Here is a 19,903-nt window from a genome sequence, read left to right as displayed (position 1 = left end):
CATGACAATCCTCGTTGGATACAGCCGCACCGCCGAGGGCCAGGCCGCCCTCCGCCACGGCATCGAGGCGGCCGGATCCACCGGCAAGCCGCTGGCCATCTTCCCCCTGGGGGACAGGAACGAGACCGCTCCCACCGCTCCGGAGGACCCGGCCCTGCAGGCGGCCCTGGAGGGCGGCGCGACGCTGCTCCGGCGCGACCCCGAGGGCCGCCACGCGGCGGAGGAACTGCTGGATTCAGCCACCGAAACCGGCGCAGCGCTCGTGGTCATCGGCGTGCGGACCCGCTCCCGCGTCAGCAAGATCATCCTGGGCTCCGACGCCCAGAGCATCATCCTCGGCTCCCCCGTTCCCGTCCTCACCGTGAAGGCGGCCTCCGATGAGCGTTGACGCACACGGCAGCCCCGACACGGGCGAGCTGGCACGGACCCCCGAACAGCCCCTCGAGGGACGGCACGGATTCTGGACCGGGCGCAGCGGGCTGGTCGTCGCCGGGATCCTGGCGGCCATCGGCACCTACCTGGTGGTCGGCATCGTCACCATGGACGTCCCCGCAGGGGCCAAGGTCCCCGGCCCGACGTTCTTCCCCATCCTGATCGCCATCGCCGTGTTCGTGCTCGCGGCGCTGCTGGCCGTGCAGACCCTGCGCAAGCCCGAGCCCGTCCCCCCGACGGAGGGCAACCCCCGCTTCCACACCGACTGGAAGTCCCTGGGACTGGTCTTCGCGTCCTTCCTGGCCTTCGCGCTGCTGCTGGTCCCGGTGGGCTGGCTGATCTCCGCGGCCCTGCTGTTCTGGGGCGTGTCCCGGGCCCTGGGCAGCAGGCGCCCGCTGTTCGACGTCGGCCTGGCGCTGGTGTTCTCCTCCTGCATCCAGCTGGCGTTCGGCGCCGGGCTGGGCCTGAACCTGCCCGCGGGCATCCTGGAAGGAATCTACGGCTGATGGAATCCCTGTCCCTGCTTATGGAGGGCTTCTCGCAGGCCCTCACCCCGATGAACCTGCTGTGGGTCTTCGTCGGCGCGTTCCTCGGCACGGCGGTCGGCGTGCTTCCGGGCCTCGGATCCTCCATGGCCGTGGCCCTCCTGCTGCCGGTCACCTTCAGCCTGGACCCCGTCGGCGCGTTCATCATGTTCGCCGGCGTCTACTTCGGCGGCCTGTTCGGCGACTCCACCATGGGCATCCTCATGAATACCCCCGGCGGCGCCACCGCCATCGCGACCACGTTCGAGGGCCACCGCATGGCCAAGCTCGGGCGGGCGCCGCAGGCGCTGGCCACCTCGGCCATCGGCGCGTTCATCGGCGGCCTGATCGCCACCACGCTGGTGGTGTTCTTCGCCCCCAAGCTCGCCGACATCGCCGTGATGTTCGGCCCCGCCGAGTACTTCGCGCTCGCCGTCTTCGCCTTCATCGCCACCGCCTCCGTCGTCTCCGACTCGGTGGTCAAGGGCCTCTCCGCCCTCGTCATCGGCCTGGCCCTGGCCGTGGTCGGCATCGACGGCATCTCCGGAGCCTCCCGCTTCACCGCGGACATGCCGCAACTCTTCGACGGCATCAGCATCATCGTCATCACCGTCGGCGTGCTGGCCCTGGGCGAGGTCCTCCACGTCGCCTCCCGGATCCACCGCGACCCCAAGCTCTCGGCGATCGCCGTCTCCGGACGCCCCTACCTCTCCAAGCGCGAGTTCCGCGAGGCGCTGCCGGCCTGGCTGCGCGGCACCGCGTTCGGCGTCCCGTTCGGCGTCATCCCCGTCGGCGGCGCCGAAGTGCCCACCTTCATGGCCTACGGCACCGAGCGGCAACTGGACCGCAAGCGCCGGGACCCGCAGTTCGGCAACGGCGCCATCCGCGGCGTCGCGGCGCCGGAGGCCGCCGGCAACGCGACCTCGGGCACCGCCATGGGCGCCCTGCTCGCCCTCGGCCTGCCCACCTCCGCCACGGCCGCGATCATGCTCGCCGCATTCCAGCAGTACGGGCTGCAGCCCGGACCGCTTCTGTTCGAGCGCAACGCCGACCTGGTCTGGGCGCTGCTGGCCAGCCTGTTCGTGGGATTGGTCATGCTGCTGGTACTCAACCTGCCGTTCGCCCCGCTGTGGGCCAAGCTCCTGCTGATCCCCAAGCCCTACCTGTACGCGGGCATCACGGTCTTCTGCGGGCTCGGCGTCTACGCCACCAGCGCGGCCATCTCCGACCTGCTGATCGTGCTGGGCATCGGCGTCCTCGGCTTCGTCCTGCGCCGCTACGGCTTCCCGCTGGCACCGATCATGATCGGCGTCGTCCTGGGCCCGCTGGCCGAGACCAGCCTGCGCAACGCCATGATGTCCAGCGGCGGCGAGGTCTCCGTCCTGGTCCACAGCCCGGTCACCTGGACCCTCTACGGCATCCTCGCCCTGGTCCTCGTCTACACGGTCTGGCGCCGGATCATCTCCCGCACCCGAGCGGACGTCTAGCGCGGGGGACGGCCCCGCGCTTAGCGAACGAAAGCACCCACCGCCGACGCCGTCGTGGTCGTGGTCGTGGCAGCCTGACACGATCCTGCATGTCCATGCGTCGGGCGCAGGGTGACGCGTCGCCATGTATCCGACGTATGGACCTGCAAAAGCCGCAAGCCGGCCAGCATACCCGTCCGGCTGCCGCGCCGCCCTCTCCCGTGGCCGCCGGCAGCCGGACGGGTATGCTATAGCCAATAACCTGCGTCGCCGAGAAGGCAGTAAGGAGCCCGCGGTGCCCACCCCTCCCGTAGCACTGACCAAGAGCGCCTATGCCTATGACGAGATCCGCCGGCGCATCCTCACCGGAGAGATCCCGCAGGGGTCCGTCCTCAGCCAGGCGCAAATGGCGCAGGAAATCGGCGTCAGCACCACTCCGCTGCGCGAGGCCCTGCGCCGGCTGGCGGCCGAGGGGATGGTGCAGCTCGAATCGCACCGCGACGCACGGGTCACTCCGCTCACCGCGGACGAGGCGCGCGATCTCTACCTAATCAGGGAGAGCCTGGATCCCATGGCGGCCGGCCTGGCCGCGGCCAGCCGCACGGACGGCGACATCGCGGACATCAGGGAGTCGCTCAAGCGCCTGACACCCCTCAGCGCCGCCGCCGACCTCGAGGCGATGACGGCCCACCGCGAGTTCCACCGGGCCATCTACACCGCCTCCCACAGTCCCCTGCTCATCGGCATCCTCGAGGGGCTCTGGGACAAGGCGGACCGCTACCGGCAGGTGGGGCTGAACAGCCAGAAGGACTCGGCCAAGGACCGGGCGCGCGTGCAGAAGGAGCACGAGGAGATCGCCGACGCCGTCATCGCCGGCGACGCGGACCGCGCCCGCGAGTCCATGCAGCGGCACGTCGTCGGCAGCCTGGGGCGCCGGGCGATCGGGGTCCTCGAGACCGCCTAGGCTCCCGCGCCTGAAACCTACCGCACCCACCCATGCTGCGCAGTACGACGGCGGCGGGAGGGCGGCGTCATTCGACGGGCGTGCGCGTCCCCCGCTGCTCGGGCACGTGGTGCTCCAGGGTGGCCGAAAGCATCTGCCGCAGCTGCAGCACCGCGGATCTGATGGCGGCCGGGTTGCCCTGGGTGAGGAATTGGAGCATCAGCCCGTCCAGCGCCGCGAAAACGGCACGGCACAGGTCCTCGTCCGCTTCGATGCCCCGGCGCCGGAGGCCCTCGTGCACGGAGGCAACGTAGCTCGCGTACAACCGCTGCGATGCCTCGCGCAGTTCGGGCCGGCGTCTGGCCTCAAGGATCATCTCGAGCTGGAATAGGTGCAGTTCCGGCTCGGCCGAGACGGAGGCGATAAGGGCGTCGGCATAGCGCTCGTCGAGTTCGGCGAAGAGGTCCAGCTCGGTGGTTGCGATGGCCCGCTCGACGGCCCATTCCATCGTGGCATCCAGCAGCGCGTCCAGCGATCCGAAGTGGTGGGAGATCAGGTTGTGGTTGACCCCCGCCTCCGCCGCCACCCCCCGGTAGGTGACGCCACGGAGTCCCTTGGCGGCGACGATCCGCACGACCGCGGACATTAGTGCTTCACGGCCTTCCCCGTACGGCAGGCGCTCGGCTCCAGTGCTCATGGGACGAGTCTACGGGTCCGCGACGCCGGCTTTCTCGCAGGGAAAACGCGACTAGCGCCCCCTCTTGACCAGAAAACTATACATACGTACAGTTCTAAGGGTGATCCAACCCACAGGGGGGATCATTGCGGGGTTCAATGGACCGGTCTCACGAACCTCCCGGAAAATCCACCATTCCGCCGGGGCATCGGCCCCAGGGCGATGTGTTATCGAGAGGTCCCGTCCATGAAGCACTCATCCGAACAGTCGGCTCCGCCGGCCCCCGCGGAGGTATCTGGCCCCGCGGGGCTGCGCCCCAACCGCCTCGGCGTCCTCGCCGTCGCCTTCTTCGTGATCGCAGCCGCGGCCCCGATCGCCGCAGTGGTCGGAGCCAGCCCCGTGCTCTTTGCGGCCAGCGGACCCGGGACGCCTGTCATCTACACCATCGCGGCCCTGCTGATCGCGCTCTTCTCGGTCGGGTACCTGAGGATGAGCCGGGAAATCACGAACGCTGCAGGTTTCGTCGCCTACATCGCCAAGGGCCTGGGAACACGGTGGGCCACGGGCGCGGCGGGCATCGCCGTCCTTACCTACATCGCTCTCCAGTCCGGCCTCTGGTCCCAGTTCGGGGTCTTCGCCCAGCAGCTCGTCCTCGGGCTCGGCGGCCCCGAGGTTCCCGTCTACGCCTGGATCATCGCAGCGCTTGTCCTCACGACGCTCCTGACGATGAAGGGCGTCGATGCCAGCCTCAAGGTGCTGGGCGTTCTCATCGTCGGCGAAACCCTGGTGATCGGCGCCCTCGTTGTTTCCCTGATCGCGCAACAGGGGTGGGGCATCTTCAGCTTCGACGGATTCACCGGGGAAACCGTCTTCGGGCCAGGTCTGGGCATCTCGCTGCTGTTCGCCTTTACCTGCTTCACGAGCTTCGAAGCGACCGTCGTCTTCTCCGAAGAGGCCATCAACCCCCGCCGGACGATCCCCCGCGCGCTGTACCTCGTCATCGCCTTCGTGGGAATCTTCTACACGGTCTCCACCTGGGCGATCAGCGGGGCCGTCGGCACCGAAAGCATCCAAACCGAAGCCGCCAACGACCCGGCCGGACTCATCTTCGGGCTGGCCGCGGCGAACGCCGGGCCATGGCTGAGCACCGCCATGCAGGTCCTGGTTGTCACCAGCTTCATCGCCATGCTGCTGGGCCTGTCCAACATGTTCGCCCGGTACCTGTTCGCCTTGGGACGCGCCCGCACCCTGCCAACCAGGCTGGCCGCCACGAGCCGGGCCGGCGCACCGGCGACCGCCGCCCTCGTCAACGGCGTCGGCGTCCTGCTCGTCATCAGTGCGTTCCAGGTTTTCGGCGCGGACCCTATCGGCACGGTTTTCGCCTGGCTCGTTGCCTTGGGCACCGCGGGATTCATCACCATCCTGATCCTCACGTCCGTGGCCATCATCGTCCACTTCGCCCGCCAGAAGAGCCGCGACAACCTCTGGGTGACCACCATCGCCCCGGTCCTGTCCTGCCTGGCCTTCCTCCTGATCGGCTACCTCACGATCTCCAACTACGACGCCCTCCTCGGCGGAGCCGGAGGCATCGCGAAGTGGCTCCTGCTCCTCATTCCCGCCGTGTTCGCCGCCGGGCTCGCCGTCGCAGCCCGCAAGCCGGCCATCGACTACGACGCCTCGGGCGTCTAACCCCCCCCCGGCTCCCCCGCCACCACCGCAAAAGGTGGCCGCCGGCTGCCCTCCGGGCCGGATTTCCGGCTCTCCCCGATCCACCCGCCAACGACAACAACGAAGGAACACACCCCCCATGACTCAGAACACTGCAACCGCACAGGCCGACAATGGCTACGTTCCCCAGGACGAATGGCCGGCCGTGACGGCCATGCTCGAAGGCTTCGGCGACCCGTCCCTTCCCGCGAGCAACAAGCTCGAGGGAACCTCGCTCGAGATCGTCTTCGACAACGGATGGACGATCACCCACGCCTTCGACTCCGGCCAGGTGACCTGGACCATCATCGACGGCGAGAACGCCGGTGCGACCGGCACGCACCCGTACCGGGCCGTGGAAGTGCGCGAGGAGATCTTCTACGTCGACTTCCTCAAGGGCGAAGGCACCAAGACCCAGGACGTCACGATGATCATCAACCGCGCCGACGGGAAGGTCACCGTCGCGGATTCCTCCTTCGTCAACCGCGACGGCGAGGTCCGCATGCACACCGGCTTCCTCTCCGGCCGGGTCGCCGGCACGGGCGAGCTCGAACCGCGCGCCGAGAGCAACGAGCTCGTTGGCAAGCGCATCTTCTACCGCTACAGCCCCACCGAGCGCTACGAGCACATCTACCTCAACTCCGGCACCTTCGTCTGGTACTGCATCGAAGGGGCGGAAAGCGGCCTAGGCGACGTCGACCCCATCCGCGTCTTCGAACTCGCCGACGGCGTCGTGCTCCTCTACTGGAGCGAAACCGTCATGCCGGTCGAATCGTTCGTGGTCATTGACTTGACCAACGAGCGGTCCATCGGGCGCATGTTCTGCTGGGATGGCCCGACCCTGGCACCCATGCACCTCCCCTTCGACAGCAAATTCACCGTCTTGAACGAAACGCACTACCCGGCCGGATAAGGCGTCGAATCGTGTGCCGCCGGACGAATGAATAGCGGCGGTGCTCGCCCCATCACCGCATCTAGGGCCGCAAGGTGCCTCGAACACCCCTCCGACCCCTAGGACCCCCGAACCACCGGGCCTGGACCATCCACCCACCCCAGGGAGGGCACCCCACGTGCCCTCCCGCCGCCGTCGTTCCGTGTTGCCGCTTTCCTTCCGGCCCAGTCGCCGCGATGCGGGCTCGGATCCCGGCATGTTAGACGCTCGCGCTCCCTCAACCGTGGTCCCGGGATGCCCCTTGCAAGGCACAGCGACAACAAACGTGGACCTTGACGCCCTTCTCGTGCAATCCTCGGCACACGGCCGGCAACCGCCAGGTCCGCTTCATCTCCGACGCTTCCCGAGCAAGCCACCACCCTGAAGCGTAAGGTGCCCATCACGGCCACCTGCCGCTTCTGGTTCTGGCGATAGAACATCACCCGCCCGAAAGGGGCCTTACCAAGGCAGGACAGCTCATGAAAGTGCGAAATCCCAAGTCCGTGCTGCGGCGCATGCCCCTCGACCTCGTCGAGGAGGAGACCAAGCACGGCGTGCTGAACAAGAGCCTGGGTTTGTGGCAACTGACGGCGATCGGCGTCGGCGGCATCGTCGGCGTCGGCATCTTCTCCCTGGCCGGGCTCGTGGCGCACGGCGACGCCAACAACCCCGGCGCAGGACCCGCCGTCCTGATCTCCTTCCTGATCGCCGGGCTGGCCTCGGCGGCGGCCGCGCTCTCCTATGCCGAGTTCGCCGGCATGATCCCCCGGTCCGGCTCCGCCTACACGTACGGGTTCGTGGCCTTGGGCGAGATCATCGGCTGGTTCATCGGCTGGGACCTGTTGCTGGAGTACATCGCCATCGTCGCGGTGGTGGCCATCGGCATCTCCGGGTACGCCGAGGCCTTCTTTGCCGGCGTCGGGATCGAACTGCCGGCCACGCTGACCTCAACCCCCGACGAGGGCGAGGGCGGGATCATCAACCTGCCCGCCATCCTGTTCTGCCTGCTGGTGACCTTCATCCTCAGCCGCGGCACCAAGACCTTCGGCCGCTTCGAACTGATCGCGGTGTCCATCAAGGTCCTGCTGATCCTGTTCATCATCGGCCTGGGCGTCTTCTACATCGACACGGCCAATTTCAACCCATTCATGCCCTCGGGCTTCGGCCCGGTGCTTGCCGGGGCGGCCACCGTCTTCTTCGCCGTCTTCGGCTACGACGCCATGAGCACCGCCGCCGAGGAGGCGACGGACGGCCGCAAGCACATGCCCAAGGCCATCCTCCTCTCCCTGGTCATCGCGATGGTTCTTTACGTCGGCGCCACCCTGGTGCTGACCGGCATGCAGAACTACCAGGACATTGACCCCACGGCCGGCTTCGCCTCGGCCTTCAACAGCGTGGGCCTGCCGGTGATTGCCACCATCATCTCGGTGTTCGCCGTGATCTCCATCCTCACCGTCATGCTGACGTTCCTGCTCGGTGTCACCCGGGTGTGGTTCTCCATGAGCCGCGACGGACTGCTGCCCGGCTGGTTCGCCCACACCGACCACTCCGGCACCCCGCAGCGGGTAACGTGGATTGCCGGGATCGCGTCCGCCCTGCTGGCAGGGGTTTTCCCCATCCGCGCCGTGGCCGACCTGACCAACATCGGCATCCTCTCGGCCTTCGTCGTCGTGTGCATCTCGGTCATCCTGTTCCGCTACACCCGCCCGGACGCCCCCCGCACGTTCCGGCTGCCGTGGATGCCCTTCGTCCCCATCTTCGGCGTACTGTCCTCGCTGTTCCTTATCCTGCAGCTGCACTGGGAGACCTGGGTCCGGTTCGGCGTATGGCTGGTGATCGGCCTGATCATCTATTTCGCCTACGGACGCCGGCACTCAGTGCTCAACCCTGACAGCCCCAACTACCGGCACGACCTCGCCACCCGCGACTGACCCAGCCGCCCGACGGCGGGAGGGCACCCGGGCGCCCTCCCGCCGTCGTCGTTCCGCTGGCTTTGGGCCCGGCTAACGCTGCCGGTCCTGGCCCAGGTGGGCCACCACCTCGGCCTCGATGCGGAACGGAGGGTGAAGACCCGCCTGCACGGTCGCACGTGCCGGCGGGTTGTCTGGAAACACCTCCGCCCAGACCTCGTTGAATTCCGTGAAATCCGCGAAGTCCGCGAGGTAGGTGCGGACATGGACGATTTCGTGGAGAAACGCCCCCTCAGACTGCAGCACCGATTCGACGTTGCGGAACACCTGGCGGACTTCGTCCTTGAAGGTGCCGGCGACCGGCACCCAGTTGGCATCGGCCCCTACCTGACCCGACAGGTAGAGCGTTTGCCCTGCCTGCCGGCAGGAGGGGGCGGGCGGAGCGGTGACTGCTTTTTCGGACATTTCAGATTCTCCCGGCGAGCTGGAAAGGCAGGACATGTTCGGGGACGACCCTGTCGATGATGATGGAGGTGAGGGCGGCGGCCGTGGCGGGGGCCAGCGTGACGCCGAGCATTCCATGGCCGGCCGCGACATAGAGGCCCTCCACGTCGGGCACGGGACCGATGAAGGGCAGGCTGTCCGGCGTCGAGGGGCGCAAGCCGGCCCGCCCGGCCGTGATGTTGACCGATTCCGGGGTCCAGCCGCCCAGGTAGGGACGGGTCTGTTGGACAAGCTGCTCCACGCGCCGCGGGGAGACGTCGCTGCCCGTCCCCGGCAGTTCGAAGAAGCCGCCGATGCGCACGCCCCGGCCGAGCGGCGAAAGCCCGAGCTTGGCTTCCATCAGGTAGAGGGCGTGGCGGGGCGGAACGCCGCTTCCCTCAAGTTCCACCGAGTACCCCTTGGCGCCGATGATGGGCAGCTTGACGTTGACGGACTTGAGCAGCCGGTTGGCTGCCGCTCCCAGGGCGACGACGACACGGTCGGCCTGGATCGGTCCCTGGTCCGTGTGGATCGTCCATGAGGAGCCGCTCCGGGACAGGGAATGGACGGGCCGATTCTGGTGCACCTCCACCCCCATCCCGGTCAGGCGCTGCAGGAGCCCGGCCAGGAGCCCGTCGGGATCGACGAAGCGGTCGATCAGGGTGTGCGCGGCCTCCTTGATGTCGGGTCCGACGGCGGGGTCCAGTGCGCGGGCTTCGTCCGGAGTCAGGTATTCGATCCCGCCCTTGAACCCCAGGGGCGTGAGCTGATCGAACAGCTGCCTGAACCAGCCCAACCCTCCCTCCTCCAAGGCAAGGGCGAGGATCCCCGCGTTGCGCATCTCGAATTCGACGCCGTCCTCACGCAGCTGGTCGAAGAGGTCAAGGGTGTGCTCGTTGAGGTGCAGCAGGGCCTTGACCCCGCGTTCGTAGGCGGCCGGCCGGGCGGAACGGCTGAAGTTCCACAGCCACTTGATCCACGCGGTGTCCGGGCGGGGCTTGATGACCAGGGCCCCGTCCTTGTCGAACATGTGCTTGATGCCGGTCTTGACGATGCCCGGCGCTGCCAGGGGCGTGGACAGGGAGGGCGTCACCCAGCCGGCGTTCACGCCGGAGGCCGAGTTGCCGATCCGGCCCCCTTCGACGACGGTGACGTCCTCCCCCCGCTGGCGCAGGCTCCACGCGAGGTTCAGGCCGACGACGCCGCCGCCAATGATTGCGGTAGTCATGGATTCTTCTCTTTCTTCGTATCGTTCGGTGTCTAGAGCAGCTGCAGTGCTTCGCCGGGCTCGAGGCGCCGGTAGGTTTCGGTCGGCTTGCCCGCGGCCAAACGCGCAGCCGCCCTCTCCCTGACCAGGGATCTCGTCCGTGCGTCCACTTCGTGGAAGCGGTCCGTGAGCGTGCGCGCCCAAAACCTGGTTTGGGCCAGCGTGCCGGGACCGGGCAGGGCCGTGGGAAGCTCTTCGGGCCGCAGGCCCTGGAACCACTCGAGGCTGCGTTCGGGGCTGGCGGCGCGCTGGCCGTTTTGCTCCAAGACCCCGTCCAGCCCCTGGATCCGCAGGTTGCCGTTGGCGGCCTTCCCGTCCGCCGAATACACGTAGGCGGCGGTGGTGCGCTCGCGGAAGCTGTTCGCCTCGGACCACGGCGCCCCGGAGGCATCGAGCCGGCCGTCCGCCTCCGCCGTCGGGCCGTGCCCTATGGCGACTTCCGGCAGGGCGAGGACCGTAATCGCCCGGTCGTTGAGGGCCTCGAGCACCTCCAACGGCTCGCCCTTGAGGAAAACCTCCTTGCGCGGCGGCCAGAAGTCGAAGGGCCGGTGGTCTCCGAAGCGTCCCCCGAGGTGGAAAAGGTAGATCTCCGGGTACTGGGGGGCCGCCTCCCGGCGGGAGGGAACGGCGTCGTAGAAGGCCGTGACGGCCAGCTGGATGAGCAGGCTGGCACCCAAGGCGCCGAAGGGTTCGCGCACGAGTACTCCAAGGCGGCCGGAGGGCCCCCATCCGGGGAGCACCTCCGCGCGGGTGGCGGGATGGCCCCGCAACGTGAGGCCGAACATCGCCTCGTTCACCAACGTGGCCATGTGCATTGGGTGCCGCCCCCTATTTGGTGGTGTATTTGGGGTCGCCGGCACCGTACTCGGCGAGGACCCGCTCGACGGTGCCGTTGGACTGGATGTCGGCGATGTATTCCTCCAAGGCGTCGCCGAGGGCGGCGTTGTCCTTGGTGTGGGGGAAGTTGACGTCGCCTCCCTGGGTCAGGTCCGGGTACTTCGGATCCTCGTCCAGGACAACGACCTGCAGGTTTGTTTCCCCCCGCGCCTGGACCTGGTGTCCCAGCTCCACCGCGGTCCCGATCCCCGCTTCGATGCGGCCGGCCTTGAGGTCCTGCAGGATCGCGTCCGCGCTCTGGTACTGGCGCACGTGGTCCGCACCGACCGCCTTCTCGAGCGGTGCCACGTACACCGATCCGCCGACAACACCGACCGTCTTGCCCTTGAGCTCCTCGACGGTACCGAGTCCGGAGGCCGAGACGATGCCGTTGTAGTTGAACCAGACCGGCAAGGTCTGGCCGATCGATTCGCCACGTGCCGGTGTGGCGTACCACCCTCCGGCCGCCACGTCGGCCTGGCCTTCGGTCATGGCCGCGACGGCAGCGGGGCCGCCCAGGCTCCGGAACTCGGGGGTCAGGCAGGCGCGCTTGGCGAACTCGGTGTAGAACGAGCCGTCGATCCCTCCGGCTTCGGTGGAGCCGGGCCGAATGTCGACGTAGGGAAGGGTACCGACGGCGGCGATGACGAGTTTGCCGTCCTGGATCGTCTCGAACTCCCACTCGGGAGTGCAGTTCCCGCTGGCCGCTTGGGTTGGGGCCTCGGTGCAGCCGGTCAGCAGGAGCGCGGCGGAGGCGCACACGGCAGCGATGGCAAGGGTCTTTTTGGACATGTTTTTGCTCCTTGGAGGCGGGTGGAGGGGCTCAGGCTGTGGTGCTGAGCGTCGAAGGGGCGGGGCGGGCCTTGATCTTGGCCGTTCCCTCAATGCGGTGTTGGACCACGCGGGCGACGGCCGCGATGCCAAGGGCCACGGCCAGGTACATGCCGGCGGCGATGAGCATGAAATGCAGCGTGTCGAACCGCAGGGTGCCTTGGTCGTAGGCGCGGCTGACAAGCTCCCGGAGACCGATGCTGTAGGCCAGCGCGGTTCCCTGGAAGACGATGATGGAAAAACCGATGACCGGCGGGAGGACGATCCGAACCGCTTGGGGACAGATGACCAGGAGGAAGGTCTTCCATCGGCCGAGGGCCAGCGCCGCCGCGGCCTCGCGCTGCGCCTTCGGGATGCTCGCCAAGGCGCTGCGGAAGATGTCCGCCGTGTAGGCCGCCGTCGTGTAGCCGAATGCCGCCACCAGTGCGGGAAAGGCATCCAGGACGACGCCCAGGGAGGGCAGGCCGAAGTAGAAGAGGTAGAGCGTGACCAGGGCGGGGAACCCGCGGCCGATCTCGGTGAACAGGGCGACGGCAAAGCGCAGGGCCCTGCCGCCCTCAAAAAGCGCCAGGCCGGCGGCCAGCCCCAGGGGCAATCCGATGGCCAGGGAGGCGATCATGAGCCGGACGCTCAGCCCCAGGCCGGGCAGCAGTGCCTGGATGTCCTCAAGCATCACGCCACCGCCATCCTGTTTCGTTGGACCCGCTGCTCGATGGACCTGGCCAACATGCCCACGGGTGCGCTCAGGGCAAGGTACGCGAGCCCGAGCAGGAAAAAGGCCACAAAGCCGTCCGCGCCACGCTGCACCGCGTCATTGGTCAGGTACGTCATTTCCTGGACGCCGATCAGCGACGCCAACGCCGTGTCCTTCAGCAAGTGGATGCCGAATGCCGCGCCGGCGCTGACCATGATGGGTAGGGCCTGTGGAAGGATCACCAGCCGCAGGGACGCCCACCGCGGAACGCTGAGCGCGGAGAGGGCCTCGCGCTGGGATGCGGGAACCGATTCGAGGCCGGCCCGGTACGCCTCGCCAAGATAGGCCGAGCCCACCGCACCCAGGGTGACGATCGCCGCGCTGACGGGAGTGAGCCTGGCCCCCTGGATCGTGATGCCGAAGAACACAACGAACAGCCAGACCAGCGGGGGAACGCCGCGCATCACGGTGATCCAGAGAGTGGCCGCCCCGCGCAGGATCCGGTTCCCGGAGCGGCGTGCCGCCACGACGAACAGGCCCAACACCGCCGCCACGGCAAAGGACGCGCCGGTCACCAGCAGGGTGAATCCCAGGGAGCGCAGGAGAATTTCCGCGCTCACAGCTCCTCCTCGAGGACCGCGGAGAGGAACTGTTGGGTGCGCTGGTGCTGGGGCGCGTGGAAGATCTGCCGCGGCGTTCCCTGTTCGACGATTTGCCCGTCGGCGAAGAAGACAACGCGGTCCGCCACCCGCTCGGCGAACTGCATCTCGTGCGTCACCACCAGCATGGTCACGCCCGTGGCGGCGACGTCGCGCATCACCCTCAGCACTTCCACCCGCAACTCCGGGTCGATCGCCGACGTCGGCTCGTCGAAAAGGAGCATCTTCGGGTCAAGGGCCAGGGCTCGGGCGATGGCAACGCGCTGCTGCTGGCCGCCGGACAGCTGGGCGGGCTTGTGGTCGGTGCGTTCGGCCAGTCCGACCTTGGCGAGGAGTTCGAAGGAGCGGGCGTCGGCTTCCTTCTTCCCCCGGCCCAAGGCATGGATCTGGGCGAGCGAGACATTTTCCAGGGCCGTGTGGGTCGGGAAGAGGTTGAAGGACTGGAAAACCATTCCGACATCTCTTCGAAGCGCCTGCAGTTCCTGCCGGCTTGGGCCGCGGCCCTCCCCCCACACGTTGCGGCCGTTGATGCTCAACGACCCGCCGGACGGGGTTTCCAGCAGGTTGAGGCACCGGATGAAGGTGCTCTTGCCGGATCCGCTGGGGCCGATGATGGCCACGACCTCGCCCTCCTCGACGTTGAAATTCACCCCGTCGAGGACGCGGAGAGAGCCAAAGGATTTGTGAAGTCCGATCACCTCCGCAGCGAGCACGGTGGGGGTCTTCGTGAGCATCGGTACCTCCGTAGAGTTGTGTCGCGCATCACCCGATCCGGGGTGACGTCCTTCACCCTACGAAGGCGGGGCACCCCGTTTCCTTAGACGTTCGTGGAGCAAATCTTGGACAATTGCCCAATGATTGATTTGCAGGGCCTGGCCGACGACCTGTGCGAGAAGCTGGGGCGCTCCATCGCCATAGACAACGAACACGTCGAGGTCATTGCGGCGAGCGCGCAGGTGGGCCGCATCGACCCCATCCGGTCCGACGCCATCCTCAACCGGCGGACGTCGGCGGAAGTGGTCGAATATGTCCGGGAGCTGAACCTGGCTCAGGCAACCAAGCCGACGGAGGTGCCGCCGCATCCGACCCTGCACACCCTGCCCCGATGGTGCTTCCCCATCCGGACCGGCGCGCGCCTTCTCGGATTCCTGTGGGTCATCAACGAGCCCCGCCTCACGGACGCGGAAGTGGACCTCACCGGAACTTATGCCGCAAGGGTGCGCGACATCCTGGCTCGGAACGTCGAGCAGGCCGACGCCATCCTGGCAAGCAGCATCCAGTTCACGAACACGCTTCTCCTCGAGGGGCGCAGTGAAGCCCTCGACGAAGCGGGCCGGGCCGGCAGGCTGATCTCACTCGGGCCGGCGACCGTCTGGAGCTTCGCGCTCTCGAGCGCAGGGGCCTCCAACAACACCGTCACGACGGCCGACGTCGTCGAACTGCTCGCCGACCTCCTGACCACAACCCGGCCCGGGGGCTTCATCGGGGCCCCGAACGAGGACCGGCTTGTCCTGGTCACGCGAAGCCGCTCCAGAGACCAAGACCACGACACCCTGCTTCGGGCGGTGCACCTGTCCTGCCGCCGAACGCGGCTTCGCCTCCGCGCCGCGGGCCGCACCCTGCTTGCCACCACGGAAGACCCGCGCGAAGCCCTGTCCCGTGCAATGTTTACGGCATTGGTGGCGAGGTGGGACGGCCAGGAAGAGGTGCGGGAATGGGAGAAGCTTGGAGCGTGGACGCTCCTCAAGGGACACCCGTGGTCGAGCGAACTGGTGCGCTCCATCAGCCCGTCCGCACACCACCTGATCCAGCGCGGAACGCCGATCTTGTGGGAGACTCTCCTGGCCTATCTGGACAGCTGCTGCGACGCGCGCCAGGCCTGCGGCGCGTTGCATATCCAACGAAACACGCTCTACTACCGCCTGGGCAGGGTCAAGGAAATCGCCGGGGACCAAATCCTGTCCTCCGGCTGGGATCAAACATCGGCGCACCTGGCCCTCCGCGTCTGGCGGGCCCACCTCCGAGCCTCCGGATCTGAGGACGACCCCGCCGGGCCATAAGGATTCGCGCCGGCGGCTCCGCCGCCTGGTCCAGAAACAGGTGCGGGGCGGCACCCGTGGTGTCCGCCCCGCACTACCGTTTCCGGGATTTTTCGATCACAGTGCGTGAACCGCACTGCTTGCGCCGTTCGGGTCCTCCTCCAAGTCGGCAACGCTGCCAAGGGACTTGCCGGCCGTCTCGGGAGCCCAGGCGATGCTGACCAGCAGTCCAAGTGCTGCGATGCCGGCCGTGATCAGGACCGTGGTGTGTGCACCGAGGGCGCTGACGCCAAGGGGCAGCAGCAACACTCCGACGGCGGCGCCGATGCGGCTGGCGGCGACGCAGATTCCGTTCGCGGTGGAGCGCACCTCCGTGGGGAACATCTCGCTCGGGTAGATGGTGTCCAGGGCCGACATGGCGGAGGAAACCAGCGCGAAGACGGCGAAGAGGCCGATGACGGCGACGGTGGGAGCGGATTGCCAAAGCCCGATGGCGAGCGTGCTGGCAGCCAGGAGGCTGAAGGAAATGAGCGTGTAGGTCCTGCGCCCGGTCAGGTTGATGGTCAGGATGCCGACGACGCCGCCGACGAGCAGGAAGAGGTTGACGCTTTGGGTCTGCCAGAACCCGGATTCGATGCCGAGCGAGGTGATGATGCTCGGCAGGAACATGAACACGCCGAAGTAGGGGACGACCTGGCAGATCCAGAAGAGGCATCCGAAAGCCAGTCGCTTGCGGTAGCGGTTCGACAGCAGCGTTTTCAGGGCCGACGTGCCGGACTGGCCGGCACCTTCGTCGATTTTCAGGTCTTCGACGGTGGCTTCCGCGGAGTAGTGGGCGCGAAGGATCTCCAGGGCCTCCGCGGTTCGCCCTTGGGCGGCAAGCCAGCGCGGCGACTCGGGGGTGTTGCGGCGCAGGAGGAGGAAAACGAGGGATGGGATGGCGCTGGTCATGAGGATCCAGCGCCAGGCATCGTCGCCGAGGGATTCCATCAGCGTCCCGACGAAGATCGCCAGCACGTATCCAACCGTCCACATCGCCGGCCCGAGGGCGAGGAACGTGGCGCGGTACTTCTTCGGGGCAAACTCGGCAACAAGCGTGGTGGCCACGGCGTATTCGGCGCCGATGAAGACTCCGAGGAGGAGGCGGATGGCGAAAAGGGACTCGGGGCCGGTGACAAAGAACTGCGCCAGGGAGAGCACGACGAAGGCGGACAGGCCGAGGAGGAACACCTTGCGGCGGCCAATCCTGTCCGCGACCATCCCGAAGACGGCGCTGCCGAGGAACACTCCGAACAGGGCCGACGAACCGATGAGCCCACTCATCAGGGGAGTCATCTCGTGGCTGCGCGCGAAGATCGGCAGGGCGGGAACGATGGCCCCAAGGACGAAGCCGTCGCAGAGGTGCCCTCCATTGCCGTAGATGGCCGTCCTTACCTGGAACTTCGAGAGCTTCGAATCGTCGATGGAATTGTTTGGCACGGGAATCCTCTGATGTGTGGGAGGGGAGGTTCGGTGGAGCCCCGGCCGGAGGGGCTGAGTTGCCAACCAGGCCGGGATCATCTGCCTACCGAGGCTACATTCGGTGACGCATGTCTCATTCCAAACGAAACTGAGATCTGGGGGCCCCATTCCTAATATTTACGAATCCGCTTCCAGACGCCGCGCGAGCAGCAGGGCCAGATGGGCTCCCAGCCGGTGCTCTCCGCGCTCCCAACCGGTCCCGAGGACGCTGCGGAGCTTGTCGAGGCGGTAGTAGAAGGTGGTTCGATGGACATTCAACGCTTCGGCGGCCACCGCAGTATCGCCGCCGGAATCCAGGTAGGCCATGAGGGTTTCACGCAGCGTCCTGTTCTCGGGGAGCAGGAGCACCTCCACCCCGGGATAGAGAAGGCGGATGGTTTCGATGCTCCACTCCAGGCCGAAGAACGCAACGTCCGCGCCGAGCGTGCTCCAATGCGCCTCCTCGCGGCCGGAAGCACCCGCCACCCTGCTGGCGTGCCGTGCATGGGCCACGGACGCGCGGAGGGATTCGAGGCCGAGGGCTTCTGAACCAATCCCCCACCCCTTCACGACGTGGCCGCCCTTCTCGGCCCACCGCCCGACGTCGTCCTTGAAAGGCTCCAGTCTCTTGGCAACGAATTCGGAGGGGGCAACCAGCAGCAACCCGTGCTCCGTTGCCCCCAGCACCGACCGGCCGCTGGGCCGGATGTAGGAGAGGTTCGAAGCCAGCGACCGCTGTTCGGAGCGGGTGAGGCCCTGGCCGTTTTTGCCGATGGCACCGTAGACGGCAGTCATGCTTTCCGCCAGGGACACGATGCCCTCGGAGTCCGGCATGTCCCGGAACGCGTCGTCCCCCAAGAGGTACTGCACGATCGCGTGTTCACGATCAAGGTTGGTGGCCTGCGCCTGCGCTTCGGCCAACAAAACCTCGGTAGCCATGTCCGCGGTGGCTTCGCACAGGTGGAGTTCGGGTTCGCTGAGGGACGGCTCGTCGATGAGCCACAGGTATCCGTGCAGGACGCCTTCATGGCGAAGGGGAAAACCGATCCGTGGCCAAGTGCCCAGTTCCTTGTTCGCCGGATACCTCACCGGTCCAACGGACTTGTCGATTCCCAGCGAGTAGATGAACCGACGCACTTCCGGCGACGACTCCCGGTTCAAGACGGAGGTGACCCGGACGCTGTCCACGGTCCCTGACTGCCGCGTCACGGCCAGTGGCAGCATCTGACGGTCGTCGATTTCAACGGCGCGGCCCAGCTTCTCTGCGAGGCGGTCCGCCAGACGTTGCAGTTCGGTGTTCACGGCGTCCTCTGCAATGACATATCCACGATTATGGCCCACCCCGCGTCCACCGCGGCCCGCTTTTCTCCTTTTCCTAACGGAGTCGAATGGGAACGGAAAATCCTCTGAATATTTCGGACGGGACACAACCCTTTTCTCACTATGTTGTTCCCAATGGTTCCGGGCCGGCCCCGGCAAAACGAGGAGAGGTAGCGTCACGTTGAGCGTATTCATCGACGAGGTCCAAGATTTGTCCCTGGAGAACTTCTCCAAGGTCGCGCACCATGGAGAAGCCTGTGTCCTCACCACCTCGGCCAAGAGCAGAATCGAAGGCAACCGCGACAAGTTCCTTGCGTTCACCGAAGCCCACTCGTCCGAGCATGTCTATGGGGTGACCACCAAACACCACACCGGCGCCAAGGCCGTCCTCTCGCGCAACGACCGCACGGAATACTCGACAAGGCTGCCCTCCACCCCGGCCACCTTCGGCACACCACTTCCCGAACGGCTCGTGCGCGGAATCGTCTTCGCTCGGCTCACCGACGTCCTCAACGGAACCGCCTGCCTCAGGCCCACAACGGTCGACCGGCTTCTGGGCCTGCTCGACTCGGGGCTGGCCCCGGTACCCCGGTACGGCAACGGGGAACCCGGAGACATCATCCCGTTGGGGACCCTGCTGCGCTCCACCTTCAACGGGACCCTGGAAATCGGCGAAGGCATGGCCCTGATCAACGGTTCCCCGGTCGGCACCGCAGTCCTCGCCGATGCCGCAGTCAACGGCCGGGGCATGTTCGGCAAGGCCGCCGCGGTCTTCGCCTTGGCCGCCGCAGCCATCGGCTCGCCCAGCGCGCACTATGCGTCGGACCTGGGAAGACTATGGAACGACCCCCATCAGGTGGCCGCCTTGGATGCCATGCGCGATCTGCTGGGTCCTGCCGTTCGGGCCGACGAGACTCCATACCAGGCCCCCGTTTCGTTCAGGAGCGCCCCAAGGCTTCTGGGATGGCTGCACAGGACGCAGAAGTCGGTTGAGGAATGCGCCCTCATTTCACTGCAGGCCTCCTCGAACAACCCGGTCTTCTGCCCGCCTTCCGCGGAGCACCCGACGGGGACCATGCTGTCCAACGGCGGCTACCACAATCCCATGGTCGCGCCGAGCCTCGATGCGCTGAGCAGGGCGTGGGCCGACGTCTGCCAACTGGCCACGTCCCAGGTCAACCGGCTGTGCGAGCTGGGCGACGGACTCATTGCCACGGAAGCGGAACCGCAGGTATCGCTGTTCTACATGACTTCGGCGGGTTGGGCCGAGGAAGCCCGAACCGCCGCGACCACTTCGCTGATCAGCGTCGCCGGCGGAAGCCAGACGGATACGGGCACCCCCGATCTTCTGGCCTGGAACAAGAGCGAACATGTCAGGACGGCGCTGGACGCGAACCTGGCCGTCCTGGCCCTCGTCTCCGCACACACCATCGCCCGCAGGAACACCCCCGTGCCCGAGCGGCTCAAATCGTTCCAGCATGACGTTCTCGCCGCGTTCCCGCTCGGCAGCGACCCGGAGGATTTCGGCGACAACCTGGGCATGGTCGCCCAGGTTCTGGATGGCCTCGGTTCCGGGGCTGTCGAAGTGGCAGCGTCGGCCTACTCGAGCGTCGGGGCCCAGGCAACGGCCTAGCCGTGGTCCGGC

The 19,903-nt window shown here is 67.2% G+C and carries 19 protein-coding genes; 9 read left to right on the top strand and 10 right to left on the bottom strand.

Features of this window, described 5'->3' with window-relative positions:
* The first annotated feature begins 1 nt into the window (after position 1).
* From ABD912_RS18295 to ABD912_RS18280, 4 genes are all read left to right on the top strand, one after another.
* The gene (locus ABD912_RS18295) at positions 2 to 388 is read left to right on the top strand and encodes a universal stress protein (protein ID WP_345153089.1); all 387 of its coding nucleotides are present in this window, start codon (positions 2 to 4) and stop codon (positions 386 to 388) included.
* Complete coding sequence (locus ABD912_RS18290; protein ID WP_345153086.1) at positions 378 to 938, top strand: tripartite tricarboxylate transporter TctB family protein; 561 nt, start codon at positions 378 to 380, stop codon at positions 936 to 938. The genes ABD912_RS18295 and ABD912_RS18290 overlap by 11 nt, the downstream gene beginning before the upstream one ends.
* Positions 938 to 2,443, top strand: coding sequence for a tripartite tricarboxylate transporter permease (locus ABD912_RS18285; RefSeq protein ID WP_345153085.1), 1,506 nt, complete (start codon positions 938 to 940; stop codon positions 2,441 to 2,443). Before ABD912_RS18290 ends, ABD912_RS18285 begins: the two co-directional genes overlap by 1 nt.
* A gap of 274 nt (positions 2,444 to 2,717) precedes the next feature.
* A complete protein-coding gene (locus ABD912_RS18280) occupies positions 2,718 to 3,386 on the top strand; it encodes a GntR family transcriptional regulator (RefSeq protein ID WP_345153083.1) in 669 nt (222 codons plus the stop codon).
* A 67-nt stretch (positions 3,387 to 3,453) separates the two neighbouring features.
* On the opposite strand, the gene ABD912_RS18275 is transcribed toward ABD912_RS18280, so the two are convergent.
* Positions 3,454 to 4,062, bottom strand: coding sequence for a TetR/AcrR family transcriptional regulator (locus tag ABD912_RS18275; protein WP_345153082.1), 609 nt, complete (start codon positions 4,060 to 4,062; stop codon positions 3,454 to 3,456).
* A gap of 225 nt (positions 4,063 to 4,287) precedes the next feature.
* Between ABD912_RS18275 and ABD912_RS18270 the strand changes: the two genes are divergently transcribed.
* From ABD912_RS18270 to ABD912_RS18260, 3 genes are all read left to right on the top strand, one after another.
* Positions 4,288 to 5,730 carry an APC family permease gene (locus tag ABD912_RS18270; protein WP_345153079.1) on the top strand — a complete coding sequence of 481 codons (1,443 nt, stop codon included), beginning with the start codon at positions 4,288 to 4,290 and terminating at the stop codon, positions 5,728 to 5,730.
* A gap of 118 nt (positions 5,731 to 5,848) precedes the next feature.
* Positions 5,849 to 6,661 carry a MoaF C-terminal domain-containing protein gene (locus ABD912_RS18265; protein WP_345153078.1) on the top strand — a complete coding sequence of 271 codons (813 nt, stop codon included), beginning with the start codon at positions 5,849 to 5,851 and terminating at the stop codon, positions 6,659 to 6,661.
* Positions 6,662 to 7,158: 497 nt separating this feature from the next.
* Positions 7,159 to 8,610, top strand: a complete 1,452-nt coding sequence (locus tag ABD912_RS18260; RefSeq protein ID WP_345153076.1) for an amino acid permease — start codon at positions 7,159 to 7,161, stop codon at positions 8,608 to 8,610.
* A gap of 72 nt (positions 8,611 to 8,682) precedes the next feature.
* On the opposite strand, the gene ABD912_RS18255 is transcribed toward ABD912_RS18260, so the two are convergent.
* From ABD912_RS18255 to ABD912_RS18225, 7 genes are read right to left on the bottom strand one after another with little or no spacing between them, the layout of a single operon-like run.
* Positions 8,683 to 9,054: a RidA family protein gene (locus tag ABD912_RS18255; RefSeq protein WP_345153074.1), complete on the bottom strand. Its 372-nt coding sequence runs from the start codon at positions 9,052 to 9,054 to the stop codon at positions 8,683 to 8,685.
* Between the two features lies 1 nt (position 9,055).
* Positions 9,056 to 10,300 (bottom strand): NAD(P)/FAD-dependent oxidoreductase, encoded by a 1,245-nt coding sequence (locus tag ABD912_RS18250; RefSeq protein WP_345153073.1) that lies wholly within the window; start codon positions 10,298 to 10,300, stop codon positions 9,056 to 9,058.
* Positions 10,301 to 10,332: 32 nt separating this feature from the next.
* Positions 10,333 to 11,148, bottom strand: a complete 816-nt coding sequence (locus ABD912_RS18245) for a hypothetical protein (protein WP_345153071.1) — start codon at positions 11,146 to 11,148, stop codon at positions 10,333 to 10,335.
* 19 nt (positions 11,149 to 11,167) lie between these two features.
* Positions 11,168 to 12,007, bottom strand: coding sequence for a substrate-binding periplasmic protein (locus tag ABD912_RS18240; RefSeq protein WP_345153069.1), 840 nt, complete (start codon positions 12,005 to 12,007; stop codon positions 11,168 to 11,170).
* A gap of 31 nt (positions 12,008 to 12,038) precedes the next feature.
* Positions 12,039 to 12,719, bottom strand: coding sequence for an amino acid ABC transporter permease (locus ABD912_RS18235; protein WP_345153068.1), 681 nt, complete (start codon positions 12,717 to 12,719; stop codon positions 12,039 to 12,041).
* Positions 12,719 to 13,360, bottom strand: a complete 642-nt coding sequence (locus tag ABD912_RS18230) for an amino acid ABC transporter permease (RefSeq protein ID WP_345153066.1) — start codon at positions 13,358 to 13,360, stop codon at positions 12,719 to 12,721. Before ABD912_RS18230 ends, ABD912_RS18235 begins: the two co-directional genes overlap by 1 nt.
* Positions 13,357 to 14,133 (bottom strand): amino acid ABC transporter ATP-binding protein, encoded by a 777-nt coding sequence (locus tag ABD912_RS18225; RefSeq protein WP_345153064.1) that lies wholly within the window; start codon positions 14,131 to 14,133, stop codon positions 13,357 to 13,359. The genes ABD912_RS18230 and ABD912_RS18225 overlap by 4 nt, the downstream gene beginning before the upstream one ends.
* Positions 14,134 to 14,253: 120 nt before the next feature.
* On the opposite strand from ABD912_RS18225, the gene ABD912_RS18220 reads away from it, so the two are divergent.
* Positions 14,254 to 15,459, top strand: a complete 1,206-nt coding sequence (locus tag ABD912_RS18220; protein ID WP_345153061.1) for a PucR family transcriptional regulator — start codon at positions 14,254 to 14,256, stop codon at positions 15,457 to 15,459.
* Between the two features lie 96 nt (positions 15,460 to 15,555).
* Here ABD912_RS18220 and ABD912_RS18215 read toward each other — a convergent pair whose 3' ends face one another.
* Positions 15,556 to 16,917 (bottom strand): MFS transporter, encoded by a 1,362-nt coding sequence (locus tag ABD912_RS18215; RefSeq protein ID WP_345153058.1) that lies wholly within the window; start codon positions 16,915 to 16,917, stop codon positions 15,556 to 15,558.
* A 159-nt stretch (positions 16,918 to 17,076) separates the two neighbouring features.
* Complete coding sequence (locus ABD912_RS18210) at positions 17,077 to 18,453, bottom strand: PucR family transcriptional regulator (protein WP_345153056.1); 1,377 nt, start codon at positions 18,451 to 18,453, stop codon at positions 17,077 to 17,079.
* Between ABD912_RS18210 and ABD912_RS18205 the strand changes: the two genes are divergently transcribed.
* Positions 18,440 to 19,891 (top strand): aromatic amino acid lyase, encoded by a 1,452-nt coding sequence (locus ABD912_RS18205; protein WP_345153054.1) that lies wholly within the window; start codon positions 18,440 to 18,442, stop codon positions 19,889 to 19,891. The genes ABD912_RS18210 and ABD912_RS18205 overlap by 14 nt on opposite strands.
* Positions 19,892 to 19,903: the final 12 nt, after the last annotated feature.

Origin of the sequence: Arthrobacter ginkgonis (genome assembly GCF_039540195.1) — a bacterium.
Lineage (GTDB): Bacteria > Actinomycetota > Actinomycetes > Actinomycetales > Micrococcaceae > Zafaria > Zafaria ginkgonis.
This window is presented reverse-complemented; position numbering and strand designations above follow the sequence as displayed.